The sequence below is a fragment of the Acinetobacter sp. AB03 genome (genome assembly GCF_058107045.1).
The window spans coordinates 22,747-40,077 of sequence record NZ_JBUEBA010000011.1 but is presented as its reverse complement, the minus strand read 5'-3'; the positions used below and the strand labels follow the sequence as shown (position 1 = coordinate 40,077).

The 17,331-nt window shown below is 38.0% G+C and carries 13 protein-coding genes; 8 read left to right on the top strand and 5 right to left on the bottom strand.

The window, feature by feature from the left end; all coding sequences use genetic code 11:
- Together ACY3FQ_RS16740 and ACY3FQ_RS16735 are read left to right on the top strand one after the other, a co-directional pair.
- Positions 1-165 (top strand): integrase core domain-containing protein (locus ACY3FQ_RS16740; RefSeq protein ID WP_489774468.1); only part of this gene is annotated, 165 nt, incomplete at its 5' end.
- A 50-nt stretch (positions 166-215) separates the two neighbouring features.
- Positions 216-626, top strand: a complete 411-nt coding sequence (locus ACY3FQ_RS16735) for a zinc ribbon domain-containing protein (RefSeq protein WP_489774466.1) — start codon at positions 216-218, stop codon at positions 624-626.
- Between the two features lie 80 nt (positions 627-706).
- Here the strand turns inward: ACY3FQ_RS16735 and ACY3FQ_RS16730 are convergent, their stop codons facing one another.
- The 3 genes from ACY3FQ_RS16730 to ACY3FQ_RS16720 form a co-directional block, all read right to left on the bottom strand.
- On the bottom strand, positions 707-940 hold the full coding sequence (locus ACY3FQ_RS16730) for a hypothetical protein (protein WP_005028471.1): 234 nt from the start codon (positions 938-940) through the stop codon (positions 707-709).
- 195 nt (positions 941-1,135) lie between these two features.
- Complete coding sequence (locus tag ACY3FQ_RS16725) at positions 1,136-2,143, bottom strand: hypothetical protein (protein WP_047471615.1); 1,008 nt, start codon at positions 2,141-2,143, stop codon at positions 1,136-1,138.
- Positions 2,144-2,159: 16 nt separating this feature from the next.
- Positions 2,160-4,823: a type IA DNA topoisomerase gene (locus tag ACY3FQ_RS16720; RefSeq protein ID WP_171553510.1), complete on the bottom strand. Its 2,664-nt coding sequence runs from the start codon at positions 4,821-4,823 to the stop codon at positions 2,160-2,162.
- Between the two features lie 355 nt (positions 4,824-5,178).
- On the opposite strand from ACY3FQ_RS16720, the gene ACY3FQ_RS16715 reads away from it, so the two are divergent.
- The 4 genes from ACY3FQ_RS16715 to ACY3FQ_RS16700 all read left to right on the top strand — a co-directional run bounded on the left by ACY3FQ_RS16715 (position 5,179) and on the right by ACY3FQ_RS16700 (position 10,669).
- Complete coding sequence (locus tag ACY3FQ_RS16715) at positions 5,179-5,700, top strand: hypothetical protein (protein WP_005028478.1); 522 nt, start codon at positions 5,179-5,181, stop codon at positions 5,698-5,700.
- A 1,096-nt stretch (positions 5,701-6,796) separates the two neighbouring features.
- Positions 6,797-7,996: an AcrVA2 family anti-CRISPR protein gene (locus ACY3FQ_RS16710; RefSeq protein ID WP_151834999.1), complete on the top strand. Its 1,200-nt coding sequence runs from the start codon at positions 6,797-6,799 to the stop codon at positions 7,994-7,996.
- Positions 7,997-8,064: 68 nt separating this feature from the next.
- Positions 8,065-8,973 carry a hypothetical protein gene (locus tag ACY3FQ_RS16705; RefSeq protein WP_005006163.1) on the top strand — a complete coding sequence of 303 codons (909 nt, stop codon included), beginning with the start codon at positions 8,065-8,067 and terminating at the stop codon, positions 8,971-8,973.
- 28 nt (positions 8,974-9,001) lie between these two features.
- Complete coding sequence (locus ACY3FQ_RS16700; RefSeq protein WP_134253128.1) at positions 9,002-10,669, top strand: primase/helicase family protein; 1,668 nt, start codon at positions 9,002-9,004, stop codon at positions 10,667-10,669.
- A gap of 144 nt (positions 10,670-10,813) precedes the next feature.
- Here ACY3FQ_RS16700 and ACY3FQ_RS16695 read toward each other — a convergent pair whose 3' ends face one another.
- Entirely contained in the window at positions 10,814-11,476 is a 663-nt protein-coding gene (locus tag ACY3FQ_RS16695) for a GIN domain-containing protein (protein WP_005006161.1), read from the bottom strand.
- A gap of 298 nt (positions 11,477-11,774) precedes the next feature.
- On the opposite strand from ACY3FQ_RS16695, the gene ACY3FQ_RS16690 reads away from it, so the two are divergent.
- A complete protein-coding gene (locus tag ACY3FQ_RS16690) occupies positions 11,775-14,618 on the top strand; it encodes a primase/helicase family protein (RefSeq protein WP_044431822.1) in 2,844 nt (947 codons plus the stop codon).
- 59 nt (positions 14,619-14,677) lie between these two features.
- On the opposite strand, the gene ACY3FQ_RS16685 is transcribed toward ACY3FQ_RS16690, so the two are convergent.
- On the bottom strand, positions 14,678-15,157 hold the full coding sequence (locus ACY3FQ_RS16685) for a hypothetical protein (RefSeq protein ID WP_228269669.1): 480 nt from the start codon (positions 15,155-15,157) through the stop codon (positions 14,678-14,680).
- Positions 15,158-15,325: 168 nt separating this feature from the next.
- On the opposite strand from ACY3FQ_RS16685, the gene ACY3FQ_RS16680 reads away from it, so the two are divergent.
- Positions 15,326-17,329 carry a type I restriction-modification system subunit M gene (locus ACY3FQ_RS16680; protein ID WP_047471625.1) on the top strand — a complete coding sequence of 668 codons (2,004 nt, stop codon included), beginning with the start codon at positions 15,326-15,328 and terminating at the stop codon, positions 17,327-17,329.
- Positions 17,330-17,331: the final 2 nt, after the last annotated feature.

Sequence of the window (17,331 nt, the reverse complement as noted above, 5' to 3'; positions counted from 1 at the left end):
TTAAAAGCGGATTGGCAAGGTTTAGCGGATGTACAACTTGCGACACTAAACTGGGTAGATTGGTTCAATAAAGAGCGTGTACACAGTGCACTGGGTTATGTATCACCTTTTGAGTTTGAAGCAATGTACTATGATAAGATTAACCCGTTAGGTCAGGTGGCCTAACTTAAATAAAAAAGTCTCCGATAAACCCGGTACGGTTCAATGTTGAAACCATGACGTTACGTGTCTGGTACGCTGAAATTAGCACAACGACCTTCGGTAAATATCAAAACCGTGCGATCTTGAGCATGACTGCTTGTACTGATGATGCTGTTGTACTGAAAGAGCATTTAGCCGACTTTGCCAAAAGCCAAAGCATTGTGGTTGCCCCAACGTCTGAAGTAGATATTAACCGCATGTCATCTATGAACCAGATGAATAGCGCAATCAATAAAAGCTCACCAAGAACACATGGTACACATCTTGGATTGATGAATAACCCTGAAACACACAGTCAGGATCTATCAGATCAAGTACCCGTGATCATCAAACCGAAAAAGAATATGTTTTGTGTGAAATGTGGTGAACCACTTCAGGACAATATGCTGTTTTGCCCTCAGTGTGGTACCAAAATAGAAAGTTAATCGTTAAAGAAAATAAAGGAATGGATTACGAATGTGGTCCATTTTTTTTTGACATCAAAAAAATAATTAGAGCTCTAAAATTAAGAGTTTAATTGAGCGTTGACATATTCTTCGACAGAAAATCCCTTTACGCCAGTTTCTATAAGTGCATGCACAAAGTCTGAGAACGTCACTGGAATGTACCCTACTTTGAATAGTGCCTCATTCAACTCTTTGTACTTCAGAAAAACTTCTTCTTTATGTTTTTTCTTCAGCTTAAACGTGGACGGCAAATCTGCCACTTGCAGATCTTGAATTTTGGTTGGGTTGTTCATAGCGTACCCGGTTGCTTAAAAGTTGCGAAATTAAACTATTGTAATGTGAAAATTAAAAAATGCAGAATAAATCTGCATTTTATTGTTTCATTTTTTTAAGATCTATTTGATAAACAGATGCTTAAATTAGTATTCTCAACCAAAAGCCAATTAATAGCGGATTAACCAAAATCAATCCGTTTCTTATTAGTATGTTTAATGTGTTGCTACTGGCGTACCAAATGCATCAGGATGTTGTGGTTGTTCACCACCACTTTGTTGAGCTTGACCAGGTTGACCAGGTTGACCAGCTGGAGCAGTTGTCTTACGTGCAGCTAAGTCCTTCATGATGTCTTGACAAGACATGCCCCCTGTTTCGTATAAGTTGTACGCAACAGGATCTTTTTTAGGATCTGGCGGTACACACTCCAATTCAGGTTCACTAGCAGTTGCAGAATCGGCATTCATTTTGTCCAGTTCGGTAGTAATCAATGTCAGATCGATGTCACTTGGCGTAATTGGACGACTGCTGATCTGCAAGCGATAAGTCATAGACGGCGTTAGTAGCGCATATAGTTCGCGGATCTGATTGGCCATAAGCGCAGGATTTTTCATTACGATTTTTTGGCATAAGAAAAGGTGCACGTTGTTCGGGCTACAAACACTTCCTTTACGCTGACTTGATTGTGGGTTTTGGGCATCCACTTTCAAGGGGTAGACTTCAATGTAAACTTCATACGGCGTATCTGGCTGAAATTGGAAGTTCTGCAAACTAGCAACGACAGTTGAATACGGTTCTGACGTATCTTGTGCATGACAGAATACTTGTGGTGCGTTACAGTCAAAGTTACGACTAATACGGTCGATAATTTCATTGCGCTGAGCAGCCAATTTCATACTTTCTTCTTTTACTCGTCTTGCAACTTCACTCTGCAGTCGAGCTTCAAGTTCAACATCGCTTTGTTGTGGACGTTCAACTTCGATGTTTTGATTGCCAAAAATAACCACAGCAAATAACAAAAAGAAAAGAACACCACCGCCAATCAAGATTAGCTTTTTATGATTAGCAACAAAGTTTTCATCAATGTTTACTTTTTTGCCCTTCTTTGCTGTCTTGGCTGGCTGTTCAGGCTCACTTACATGTTCATCATCGGGTTGGATTTTGATCGCTTCTTCAGCTTCCTTCCCGATGTTGTCCATATCATCTGGTTCGTGATTACTCATTTATTCACCTATTCAATTATTTACTTGATTTAGCTTTTGTAGAGGTCGATTTAGACTTGGCTTTCTTTTTGCCACGTTGAACTGGCTCACCGTTGTTGTCGTATCCACTTGCACCACAGCTAAAGCAATCCCATTTATACTTACGTTCACCACGTAAATTAAATGCAGACTGAATCATGGTCTGGCCACACTCAAAACACTTGGCTTCGTTGCCAGTGCGAGATTTTGTAAGTTGGGTATCTGGTGATCCATCTGGCAATATGTCGAAATAACGTTTACATGATGCAGCTTCACAACTGTATCGCTCTTCGTAAACACCAGGTTCTTTGCGGTACTTGGTATGTACAAGAGGCTTTTTACAGATACATGGATACTCTGTTTTGGTCACTTGGAATCTTGGCTCGTAGTTAGGACTACCATCAGGGAACACCTCTAATGGACCCGACTTACATTTTTTGCCTTTCAGGTTTGGATTGGATTTTTCACAAGAAAAGAAGTGATACGGCTTACCTGAAGAAGTTGAAATACCTTTTAACTCACGCAACCAACCGCCACACCCTTCAAGCTGACATTTGTATGTATGGTTACGGCGATATTCGTCAAAATCAGGAACCAAGTTACCGCTTTCGTCATTTGTAGAACGGTATGTTTCTTTACAGGTGCCATCTACGAACGCACGTTGAGAGCACTCAAAAAATACAGATTTATCAGTTGTAACCTGAGTCAGTGATTTGCCACATAAACATAAATGAGCAGTTGGCTCACGTACAGTTGGCTTACCCGGTTCATCTTTACCATCAACATTTCTGTTTGGCGCTGAACTTTTGCATGAATTACATGACCAGTAGACCGATGTTGTTTTGTCGCGATTGGTACCGATTTTCGGCAACATGCGTCCGTCATCACAGTTTTTACATTTGTAGACAGGGAATGAATCAAGCCAATGTTTTGAGAACTGTCCTAATTCACTTTCAATCCCTAAATGGAACTTTTGGAGTTCTTGTTTGTAATCGGCATCACCAGTAGCGATTAGATCCAGTGTTTCTTCAATTTCTTTGGTGTAAAGCGGATCTGCAAAACTAAACTTACCTCTAATGTTTTGAATCAACTTCAATCCATGCGGTGTAACTTCAATTTTCTTTTTAACAAGCTTGATATAGCCGTGCTTGATTAACCGTTCAAAGATTGATTGGTAAGTACTAGGACGACCAATTCCTTTTTTCTCAAGTAATTTGACCAATGATGGTACGGTGTAGCGTGAACGTGGTTTGGTTTTGGTCGCGATAACTTTACCAGCAATAACATTGTGGTTTTGACCGACTTCAATATCTATAGGTAGCGTATGTTCAGGTTCTTTTTCTGAATCTTCTTCACCGTCCACGTATTCAAGTGCATTTTCATCAATACTGTAGGTCTTTAATAAGCCCAACCAGCCATCTTCTTTTAAGATACGGCTAGAAGCTTTGAATTCAGCATCTTTAGTAATGCTTTCACCATCTACATTGAGAGTGACATCTTTATAGACACCTATAACGGATTTAACTTCGTATTCAGCTGGAGCCATTTGCGATGCAACAGTACGCAACCAGATTAGACGGTATAGATCCTTTTGAACTTGGTCCTTACCAGCTTCAAAGGTAAAGAAGTCACTAGGACGAATACATTCATGTGCTTCTTGAGCACCATCGCGAGATTTGGTTTTATTGCCGATAATCGCAATGCCCTCTCTCTCACCAAAAGCTTCTAGAGCTTGCATCCCCTCAGGCGAAATTACAGCAGCATCAGTACGATGGTAAGTGATATAACCACCTTCATATAACTTTTGCGCTGCTTCCATAGTTTGTTTTAGATCCAAACCAAGACGCGCTGCAGCTGCAGCTTGCAGATCAACAGTAATAAACGGCGCTGGAGCACTACGGAAAGATGGCTTAGTTTCAACACTGGTAATGGTTAAGTCTTTTTTATCAATTTCGCTTTGTAGACGGGTAATTGAAGCTTTATCTAACCACTGGTTATTGTGCACATCCTTCATTTCAGGATTAAGCCACTTAGAAAAATCCCATTTCGCAGCCCAACCTTGTTTTAGAGTTACTTCAAGGTTGTAATGTTCATGTGATTTGAAGTTTTTCAGTAGATCTTCTAAATCACCAAGCACAACGAGTACGGCAGATTGAACACGGCCAACAGGAAATTTGCCTTTTAAAATATTTGAAATTGGCTCATACAAGTAAAAACCGATCATACGGTCAAGGAAACGGCGTGTTTCTTGAGATGCCACCATACCTTGATCCAGCTCTTCACCATTTTGAAGTGCATTAGCGATCGTAGTTTTATCAATAGCGTTATATTTGACGCGAATATACTGATCGTCAGATAAGTTCAGGATACGTTTTAAGTGATATGCAATGGCTTCACCTTCACGGTCCAAGTCAGTTGCGAGGAAAACCGTATCTGCATTTTTAGCAGCCTGTCTTAATTCTTGAACAACGCGTGTTTTATTTTGAGATATTTCGTATTTAGGAACAAAGGCTGGATATGAGAAACCGATCTCATGATTAGGTAAATCACATACATGGCCAACTGAAGCGCGTACAACGAATTCGTGCGGATACAGGTCATCCAAGATATGTTGAATTTTTTCGACCTTTCCGGGTGACTCTACTATGAACAAACTACTCATTAAAATTCATCCAATTTTTAACTTTCTTTAGTAATAATTACTGAAGTTAATCTAGTAATGGTTTAAGTATATACAATTTTAAAATGTTTAAATAGGTTTAAGGGTTGATAAACAAACACTTTTAAGGGCTTATTTCTTAATCTTTAGTTGGATGAACATTTCAAGTGGTTAAATTACTTCCTGTTTTCAATAATCTACGCGAAAAAAGACAACAATATTTATCTAAAATTATGGGAAAAAATGGCTTAATTGTTTGAAAATGCACTGTTTAACCGTCACAAATTAAAATTCCAAAAATATTATTTAACGAATTAATGTTGTACTATAAAGGTATCGTTTGTTTTAAGCTAAAACCATGATTAAAAAACTTATAGTTTTAAGCACCTCATTGTTAATCATCGGGTGTTCGTCTACGCCACAAGAGAAACGCTTAGATCAATACCTTGAAGATACGAAAACTGATGCAAAGGAACGTAGTATTGACTGGTATTACAAACATGATTACGAGCGTAGTAATGTTTTAAATATTTGTTATTCCATTTATATAGATTCTGCTAAGAAAGCTGGTTATTACAGCGATGATGTTAGTGATGGCCGAGAAAAGTATTTAGACGATAGCGTACAAAAAGAAATGTACGCCTCAAATGACGAATGCAATAAGGCATATAAGGCTCAGGATATTCTAGATAACTTTGTTGCAAGCAATAGCCTTCCACAAGAGTCTTATGAAGACAAGTTAGATCCACAACAAGAACCAAATTCAACACCAGAAGTATCACCTGAAGTACCAGAAGTGTCACCTGAAGCACCAGCAAATGAACCAGTCGCCACAAAACCACCAACACTGGAGGAATTAACCAATGCGAATCCGCAATAATGCGCTCATATGCCCAGGCCAATTTTTGATTCGATCTGCATTCTTTTTGCCCTAGCCATTTTACCTATAATAATTATTGGTATTGGCATACAGCTCAAAGAGAATTACGAGCGTAAGAAGCTCACTCAAAGCTATATGGATCAGCACTAAAGAAATGCAATAGGCAATAAAAAAGCAGCGAAATCGCTGCTTTTTTTATTTCTAATGAAGTTTACGAATAGGTTGAGTATAGGGGGAATCTTCTACTCGATGCACATGCATTGAATTGGTAATGTTCATTAAAGGTGAATTACTAGCCACTGAATGAGTCATTGATGCTTTATGTGTGCGGTAGTTATTCAAAAACTGATCTACTACTGGCACATTGTTAGGCAATATTCCGATTTCGCGGTTAGTAATTTTAATCGTTTCTATTTGGTCTACATGGCTCATAACTAAGTCCACTACAATGATTAAAACTATGAGCATAATTATAGCTTAAAATTGAAGAAATTCCATTTTGGGATTTAATATTTGGTTTTTTTATGCACAGGTTTTTGTGGATAGTAGTGGGTATAAATGGCTAAGTTGCTGATTATTTAAGCTTTTAACATTGATTAAAAATTAATCAAAATAACGAAAAATAGAGTAAAATATGGAGAAATATAGCAGAAGCTATAGAAGAAAAAACAGGAAATGTCAAAAAAAGGGCAAAAAAAAACTATTAGAACAATCTCAGTCTAATAGTTTATTAAATAGGGTAATATCCCTTGATTCGTAATATAACCGATCTCTAATAAGTTTTAAAGCTTTTTTAATCATATTCACGGAAATTCCACAAACTATTATCTCATGCTGAACAAAAGTAATGATTAAGCCCTATACTCAGCTCTACCCTGATATATTGCAGATTAGTTAAACTGTTGTTTAGAAATCGCAAACAATATGATGTTATATTTGAGCAAGGTTAGAATTATGTATGAAATGTGAATGCTTTAAAAACTGATATATATTATCAACTTTTTAGAGTTTTACGCCTTATAGAATACATACAACTTGTTAGAATGCCTTATACTAATTAGCCACCCTCACACACCTTTTATGGAAGACCAGTATAGTGAAAGATTCAATCTTTGCTGATGTTATATCAAAGTTGAATGCGGAAGTTTTTACGCAAAAAGCTGGTCGCTTATACCCTCCTGTCAGTCAATTATTGGCACTGGAGAAAAAGTTAGCATTATGTACAGCATCATTGGTTAAAAGCGAAGACATTCCAGACTATAAACAGCTAGAACGCCTGTTTTGGGATAACGTAAATCATACCTATGGCACTGGTTATTTTGCGGAGATTCCTAAGTGGGGTTCCAACATCTTTATCCCATTACAGGTATGGGAAAGTGTGTTACAGCCTTATGCATTGTTCTATAAAAATATGAACCCTGAGTTTAACTTTTATGACTTTGCATTTACGACTGCAGCGTTGAGCGCTTGGCGGTACAGCCAACCCGTGCTAAAGCTTGAAAATGATGTATATCGCACCCTATTGAATGATGAAAACGGTCGCTATGTCGATGGTCATTTGCTGAATTACTACTTTCAGTGGACCAACTTTATTCATACACCAGGTCTAGGACACAACGACAAACCTTTATATGGTTTTTTCGCGCATCAAAACGAAGTTTTGTTTAACGGCAACAACGTTAAAGTATTGATCATTGTGTTTTGCTATGAAGATACTGAAGCCAACATATCTGATGAAGATGCTTTAAGCTTAACCTCTAATTGGGGTGACTATGTGGTTTTAGAGTATCGCACGGATACTATTAAAACTATTAAAGATAGTTTGATTGGTACCAACCTTAAAGGTAGTCCTGAGCTATTAATCTTACTTGGTAAAATGCTTAGCTTATTTAATTTCTCTATTCATCCTAAAACTGACATCTACAATCACCGTGGCTACCTGATGCAACCCACGTATAACGATACGATTGATTCATTTCTCAGTAGTTATAGAAAGCACAAAGGTATGCCAGTACGCCGTGGCGTAGGTAAATCACCCTCTAGCAATCAACGCCGTGAAGTCCTCTATCATGTCCACGCACCAAGCTGTCCACGCCTGTTTGATACTGGTCTGAACACTGGTTTTGTGTCGCGCATGCACAAGAGTAGCCATATCGCTAATGACCATTTTAATACACTACATTGGCTTAAAACTGATACTGGCTTAAAACTAATTTCAGGTAGTTTATATACTCAAGAAACCGAAACTAAACTTATTAAATCAATTCAAAATTACTTTTATGGTAATAATACTTAAAGGTTTTCATTCTTTTTTCCTTAAACCTGTTATATACTTTTAATACCCATTTCAATCAATGAAGTATTATGCGTTTCGAGTTCGATCCATCATTTATATCTCATGTTGCAGTACGATTAGATGGCACTTCCTTAAAATCATTTTTAGACAACCTTGGAAACGTATCTTTTCAAGAAGCTGAAAGTTATTTAAGCAATCTAATTAAAGGGAATTATGAGCAAGACGATTTTACAGTTGGATTGAAAGTTAAACCTAAAAACCACAATCAAACAGAATTATTAGGGCATCTTTATAAAAATAGTGCCTTTCAATCGGTTTCAACTGAAGTATCGGATCTCGACACCCAAAACATGCACAATGACATCGCTCAATTCGTTCAAAGCTATGCCAATGTTGCAGATCTTCAGTACAACAGTAATTTCTTGGACAAGCAGACGTTTAAGCATGAAAAAACGTTAGATAGCTATATCTTCACAGAATTAATGCTGCAGTTCACCAACAATAATACCGTGAAGTTTCGTGTGGACGGCGAATATGTCACAGTGATTAATACTGAGCTAACCTCTAAATACATCTATTTTAACGACAACAAGAATAAGCGGATCTGTAAGTTTTTAAGTAAAAATATGCATCCAGCTTATTTAGAGTCATTCTTAGAGCAGATGCATATTATTAAAATTGATTCTGAGCAGTACTTTTATAATGCAGTCGTGAATAACACAATAAGTTATGATGCTGACGTTAACGCCTTTATGGACCAATCTCAGAATTTTTTAAATACCCTTGTGAAAGGTTATAAAAAACTGATCTTAAACAACGTGCGATTTAATCTTTACGAATTCTTAGAAGACGACCTTGAAAGTGTCATCCTAAACCGTATCACTAAGGCATGGCATTACGCTCATGAAATCACGTTGCAAACCAACAACCCATCAAAATATGTAGTCGCTCAACCTCTGGTTATAAAATATTTATAAGTGAGTTTCTTTATTTATGAACCCCCTCATGATCAAGTATGGTATCGATATTGGTACGCTATCTAAAATATTTAGATCGCATCTTGAAAATGAGGGCATTGTATTTGATCGTGAGAGTGACTTTCAGCTTGAACGAAGCTCTAAACGTATTTACCTCAGAACCAATCACCACAATGACGCCACAAAAAATAAGAAAAAAACGGCCTGGTATCTTGTAGATCTAGATAACGCACGTATGTCTTATGGTTGGTTTCATGCTGGCGGTGCAAACTTCACTTACAGCTTGTATGAATACATTCAAGAAATGGATCTGCAACCTGGTGATACCGTATATACCAAGGAACAGCAAGAAGAAGATCTTAAACGCTTCTTAAGCTCATGCAAAAGTGCTGAGAAGAACAAAAAAGACCAAGAGATATTGGCTCAAATCTATATGGGTTTTGAATGGGCCAGAAGCCTACCCTTGCCAAACCGTCCACACAACTACAATGTGAAAAAGCAGATTAGCTTCAGTCATGCTAGATTGTACAATCCAAGCAACTTCACTAAAAATGAGCTGATTGATTATGTCAGCCAGTACTACCCTCAACACAAGAACAGCACCATTATTCTGAACCGTATTATTGATCTGCAACCAGATCTAGATCAACAGTCGCTACGTCAGAACAAGCTTTTAGTTGAGGGGCAAAACCTCAAAAATCAAATCATTTTCCTTCAGACCATCGCTGAACATAAAAACAAGCGTGGTGAAGATAAGTTTACATTACGTGGTGTACTTGCAAACGGCGCTTTCAAAATCTTATTTAAAGATCCATTGGATGCATGGAACCAAGATCGGATAATCTTTTGTGAGGGCTACGCCACTGGTGAAGCAATTGCAGAATCAATTCAATACTCTATTCCAGTCATTGTCGTGTACGTGGCTGGCAACATCATGAATGTAGTACGTGATTTCCGTGCCGAATTCCCGTTTTCACGCTTCTATATCTTCAATGATAATGACCATAAAACAGCATTAGAAAGCAAAATAAAGCGCAATCCCGGTATCTATTACGCAACAGAAGCATGCCGAGCTGTAAACGCAGCCATGATTGGACCTGAATTTACTGATGAACAGTTAGATCTAAGTGACTGGAACGATTTTAAGTGTTTGTACGGCGTTGAATACACGCGTGATGTAATACGTCATAAAATGCAAAATGCCGTGTGGACGACTGCAGTTCAAAGCACGGTTAACCCGAACTATTCTATCAGCGCCCTATTCTTTGGCATCAAACAACAGTTGGATGATATAGGCCTCTATCCTGATAGCATGACCAAAAAGAATTGGTTTAGCTTGGTTTTACGTGCATATGCTTTGCTGACTCAACAGGGATTTAGTCAGATTCACCCGATTGAGCTGGTCAAAGAACAATTTATTGAAATTCTTGGACAGATCAGCAAACAACCCCGTAAAGTCACTGGAGCTGAAGAACCAGAACTCCTTCAGGCCTACACAAAACTTGTAGAAATGATCGCACGTAATGATTCAACAACAGCACTGAATCAACAGATTATCGCCGTGATTAATTTATACAAAAATGCAGATTATCCAATTGAATCATTAAAGGTTTGGCTCAAAGATATTGTGAGTAAATCGAACGATCCTGAATGGTCCGAAAACTTCATTAATAATATTTTTATTTCGATAATTTGAATGTCAAACATAAACCCCCAAAGGTAGCAAACTTTTGGGGTTTGTTTTTCTCTAAACTTTCATTGCACTAGGTTTATCGACCTACTTAAGACAAATGTTTCCTGATCTAGTTCGGTTTTGTGACTTATAACTAGGTTTATCGACCTATTTAAAACTAATGTTTCCTGAACCAGTTCGGTTTTGTGACTTATGGATTGGTTTGCCATAAACTTTAACGTTGCCTGAGCCTGAAAGCTGTACTTGAGCAGAATTGATAGCTGTACAAAAGATATTGCCTGAACCAGATAGTGCCACTTCTAAATTGTTGCTTTTCAATGGTAATGCATCAAAATTGCCTGAACCTCTCAAAGATAAGACACAGTGTTCAACGGTACCGTCTAAATCCATATTTCCAGATCCACTAATACTTGCTGTGAATTTATCTTCATTAAGATTTAAGACCTGAATATTGCCTGAACCTTTTAAATCAATAGCTTTTAAATTTGGGTGACTGATCGATACTTCTAACGGTGAACAAGTACTAAAACTTACATTGTCCTGAATAGCTAAAACCAATACACCACCCTGAAAAGTCGCACTAATAAGATCTACAATATTGTCGTCTGCAGTAATTTCCATTTTAGAAACACTTGAAGCAAAAAACTTCAGACTCATTGGACCTTTCATACAGATTTCGTTAAATGGGTTTACAGGTACTTGCTTAGTCACTGGTTTGCCACTTCCAACGATTTGATAGTTGGAACCTGAACTGTATACATTGCCGTTGCCATAGATTACAACAGAACCCGAAAAAATATGTTTTGACATATAAAGCCTCAAATTATTAAAAGTAATTTAACCCTAAATAAGTGGTCATTCATAACCTATTTAATATCTGTAAATTATAACATTGAGGGCTTAAACATTTTTTATTAAAATAATAAATTAAAGCTTTTAATTTTTCTTTAAACCTTTATTAGACATAGCTTATATTAAAGATTAAACAGAAATGTTTTTAGAATCGGTATATACTAAAAGTATAAATTTTCTTAAGCATATGATTAATAGTCCTATGCAACCTGGGTAGCACATTGCACCTAAATATATATTAGAAATTGGAATTGTTATGGCTGAGAAAGTACCGAGCGCCCGACATAATTGTGATTTAAATACGATGTTTCAGTTTTTCCAAGAAGAACTGGAGCGAAACTACGGATTCGTATTCAAGTCATCTGGTAAATATCAATTCGTGACCGTATTTGATGAGAAAGTGCCTTGCCTCACCGAATCAGATAACCCTAGTAAATCAAGTAGCAACAATGTCAAACCACGAGGGATGTATTGGATCTATCCAAACATGAACCGTGATACTGGTGAATACTGGCCAGTACTCAAAGGACACCGCTTTGGTGTAACTGACATTGAAATCTCAATTGCTTTTGCTGACCACTATAAGAACGTAATCAAGCCTCAACGAGATTCAAACCCTAACTACAAACCACCAAGCAAAGAAGATGTTGATCGCCGTGTACGTGAGTTTGAAGAAGCTCAAAAGAAGCATCTACTTCAACAAGAAAAAGAGCTCTTAGCTGCACAAATCGCTATCCGTATTGAGTGGCAACGTGCTGGTAAAATTATTGACGATTCATTTTTTAATAATAAAACTGGAAGCCTTCAGACCTTTAAACGCGACATTCGACAAATGCCGTATATGGTTGAAAAGAACCTAGAGCCATACGGCGCTAAAATCATGCGTAAAGATAACTTTACCCGTGATGAAGCCATTGAAGCAGTAAAGCGTGAACTTCCTGAATCAGCTACCAATCAACAGCTTCTCGTTGAAACAGTAGAGAATGTATTAGCGTATCAAAAGCATTTCATCAACTTTGAACCTGAGCTTGAGGGCGAAAAGAAAAAAGGCTTTGATTTACGTAAAAGCAGAGCTGTCATTCTTGCACCGTTAATTGACACCAATAACAAAGTCGTCAATTTACAGCGTATCACCCACCATCGCCAAAAAAAGCGCAACAAAGAAACCAACAAGCTTGAAGAAGTACTGCATAAGGGTAAGTACTTTTTTGATAAAGCCAAAACGAAAGATGCATTCTTGCCTGTTAGCAAAAATCCTGATGTTGGCTATGAAGTCTTTAACCCGAATGCAAAGAACTATTTGATCAAGGAGGGTTGGGCAACAGCGATCAGCGCACGTAAGGCGTTGGATGCTGGTTTAGAGCTTGGTTTATTGGGTGAGGGTTTTACTGCAGAAAACACACAAGTTTTAGCGTCATACAGTAAATCCAATATCTCAAGTGTTGCTGAGCTTATCCGCAGTATCAATCCTGAAGCCAATATATTTGTTGGTTATGATAACGATGCTGGCCAAACGCTTGAGTCTGGTTTGAATCCTGGCTTACAAGAAGCTTGTCACAACTTTTCATTAAGTGGTGTGTTAGGTGATGTGAGCAAACATGAAAATACACGTATCACCCTACCCCCGGTTTTCCAAAATAAATTATCTGTTTCTGATTGGGATGATGCTCGTCAATATTTAGGTGTTGAACGTTTAGCTGCAGAGTTGGCAAAAGAACTGAATAACGCCGTCAAACGTATAGACAACAAGATCCCTGAAGTTGCGTATGCAATTAACCGCTACAACCGTCAACGCGAAGCTTATGCAACCAAGTTCCCTAATAAAGAATACCAACCGAATTACGGCATTGTGATTGCACAATCAGATGAAAAATATCTGGAATTGCAGAACATACGTGCTAAAAACCAAGCAAATATTGAAAATTACAACGCAAATATTGAAAAGCGTAAACAAGATCTATCAAAAGCTAACTATGATGGACCAGCTGGTACAGGTAGCACGAAATCCTATGCAAAACCAAAGTACCAACCGCCGTCATTTGATAAAGCATTTGATGATAAACCAACTCCAACCGCTACGGCACCCGTATCTACGCCCGTCATGACTCTTGAGGGCATTAAGTCTTATATGGAGATCCTTTCTGAAATTGATGTCACCAAAGTTCAAAATGATGTTTTGAAAGTTGTCGCTACTGCAGATGGCCATCAAAAGATTAAAGCCGGTGATATTGAATTCGAGAAAATGGGTGCCAAAGAACCAACCAGTAGCACAAACCCAAGTATGGATAGCATGCAAAATACCAAAGTACATATTGATGTATCCAAGGACATCAACAAAGATACAGTTAAATTGCAGAGTGTGGATCGTTCGACCATTCCCGAACAAAATCTTCAGCAAGGTATCGATCATCAAAGCTACGCTAAGTCAGCTATCTTTACCGCTTTTTGGCTTCATTCAGCAGAAATGTATAAAGCTAGAAAGTTAATTCATGAAGCTGGTATTAGTAATGCCGATGTTGAGGGTTCAATTGCTGTCGCTGAAGATAAGCTCAATAAAGCTCAGGAAGAAGTTTCTAAGAAGCGGTCGTATCCTGAACTTTTTGTGATTAGTGCGTCTGATAGCGAATACCGTGCGTCAATCATGAAAGTTTTATCTGATTTAGAGGCTGCACATCCAGAGTGGCAGAATCTCAAAACATTTAGAGAAAATCTTACTGATAGGACCATTGCATTTGATCAATTGAATCTGGATACATTGAAGATCAAAAACAAAGTAGTGCATTTGATTGTCAGTAATGTGACCAATGATCAAAACTATCTAAAGGTTCAAGAAAGCCTCACCACCCTTTTAGATACATCGAACAGCTTGTCTTTGGACCGTCAACAAAAGTTCAATCTTGTGAACAGTCTAAGTAAAACATTAAACAACATGGCCAAACTGTTAGATGAACCACCAGTCTTCCAAAGACTGAACGATTTCTTTACTCGTTTTGAAAAGCGTGTAGATGATCTCGTTCTAGGTGATGGTCTAAAGCTGTATGGTATAGAACCGCAGAATTTAAACAAAACTAACGAACGTGGACAGTCGTTCGATATGTAAAAGCAGATATGAAAAAGCCCCGAATATCGGGGCTTCTTTTTGAGTCAATGTTTTCAAGATTAGTGTGGCAATGTTGCCCTAAAATCCAGTGCAAAATCAGTTTCACCACGGAGTCGTCTGTGGCGTAGCTCAATATTGATTGGTTTATAAGTTGGATGGCTTGCGCTAAAAAATAGTGCCTTATCTATGGCATCACCGCTATACCAACCTTTATCCAAATTTTCTTGTGCTGCTTGAATGTAAATTTCTGCTACTCGCTTCCTGTCAGCCAAAATGTATTTCTCAATTTCAGCTTGGTCGGTTAAAAGCTCAATTGGTTCAAACTGAACTTTAGTGCCGTATCTGTTTTGGGTAGATTGATCATTTACTCGCAGAAAAATGGTTGCACCTATTTCTATATCTGATAGCACGGCATTTTTGACAAGTTGGGCTTGATAATTTTTTACACTACCGATCAGTTCAGCTTGAATATACTTTGTTCCAATTTTTAAGATACGAAACTGTCCAAATGCTGTCATTTTTTCTTGCTTATTTGACATCTCACACCAAGCCTAATGATTATCCTATGATAAATTTTAACATTAAGTCTTTATTATGAAATAAAAAATTACTCAGATTTGAAATTTTTAAATATTGCATTTCAAGGTTGAAAAATCTGCATTAATTGCATAATATTTAACTATTGCAAAATAAGGTTGAAAAACAAAATGGCTTCTGCACCAAACAATACTGAATCTACACTGGCAAGTTTTATTTGGAACAATGCGAATGATCTTTGGGGTGACTTTCCGCATACAGAGTTCGGTAAAATCATTTTGCCCTTTACGGTATTAAGACGTTTGGAATGTGTACTTGAACCAACTAAAGATGCTGTTCTCAATACTTATGAGCAATTTAAAGATCAAGGGATGGCGCTTGACGATATTCTTACTAACGTAAGCGGCAATCCGTTCTATAACAAATCGACTTATAACCTTTCCAATTTAGGCGGTACAAAAACTAAAGCCAACCTTGAAGATTACATTTCTAATTTTTCTGAAAACGTGCGTGTCATCTTTGAACAGTTTGATTTCAATACAACGATTAACAAGCTTTCTAAAGCGAATTTACTGCTACGCATTTGCAATAATTTCGCTGCCATCGACTTACATCCGAATGTTGTTCCTGACCGCACCATGAGTAATGTCTATGAACATTTAATCGCTAGATTTGGTGCAGAAGTCGGTACGGGGTCAGAGGACTTTATGACCCCGCGTGATATTGTACATTTGGCAGCGACTTTATTGCTTGAGCCTGATAATGAGCTGTTTGAACAAAAGAATGGTTTAATCAGAACTATCTATGATCAAACGTGCGGTACATCGGGCTTCCTAACCGACATGATGAACTATGTAGACGGTTTCAAAGACCGCTATAAAATTGCCCCTGTACTTGTACCCCACGGACAGGAATTGCAGCCTGAAACTCATGCGGTCGCATTGGGTTCAATGTTGCTCAAAAAACTGGAATCTGACCCAAGCCGTGATTTATCGCAAAATATTAAATTGGGCAGTACCCTCAGTAATGACTTATTTGTAGGGCAGCGTTTCCACTATCAATGTTCTAACCCGCCTTTCGGTATGTCATGGGCGAAGGATGCCAGTGCGGTTCAATTAGAGCATAAAGAAAAAGGCTTAAATGGTCGTTTTGGTGCGGGTTTGCCTAAAGCCAGTGACGGCTCAATGCTGTTTTTACAAAATCTAATTTCCAAACTAGAACTGCCTGAAAATGGTGGTGGTCGTGGTGCGATTGTGCTATCAGGTTCACCATTGTTTAACGGTGGTGCAGGCTCAGGCGAGTCAGAAATTAGACGCTTCATTTTAGAAAATGATTATCTCGAAGCAATTGTTGCATTACCGACTGATATTTTCTTCCGTACAGGTATTGGTACATATATTTGGCTGATTTCAAACCGTAAACCTGAACAGCGCAAAGGCAAAGTACAGCTCATTGATGCTACAGGCATGGGTTCATCTATGCGCAAGAATGAGGGCAACAAACGCAAGTTTATTGACCAAAATTCAATTGATGAAATTAGCCGTATTTATGCCGATTTTGAAGAAAGTTCGGTGAGTAAGATTTTTGACTATACCGATTTTGGCTATCGCAGAGTAAAAGTCTTGCGCCCTCTACGCATTGATCTTCAATTTGATGCGGAAAAACTGGAATCGTTTAAAGCATCGAAAGAGTTTGGCAAGTTATCAGACAGCGACCAAAACACGGTATCAGCTTATATTGAGCAGCATTTTGGTGACAGCAAAGACTATGCTTGGTTTGAGAATACATTCCTGAAAAAACTACCACTCAGCAAAGTCAGTAAGGGTTTAAAGAATGCCTTGATCGCTGCGTTTGGGGTGCAAAATCCTGATGCCGAAGCCGTTGAAATTAATGGTGAAGTGCAAATGGACAGTGAACTTACCGATTACGAGAACATCCCGCTAAATCAAGATATTGCTGCATATATGGCAAAAGAGGTACTTCCTCATGCGCCTGATGCAGTAATTGATACAAGTTATACCGATGCCAAAGATAATCAAGTTGGTGTAGTGGGTTATGAAATTAACTTTAACCGCTATTTCTATGTATTTGAGCATCCACGCCATCCGAATGAGATTATGGCTGAAATTAAAGAGCTTTCTGCCGAAGTTGCACAGTTGCTTGGGGAGGTTTAAAA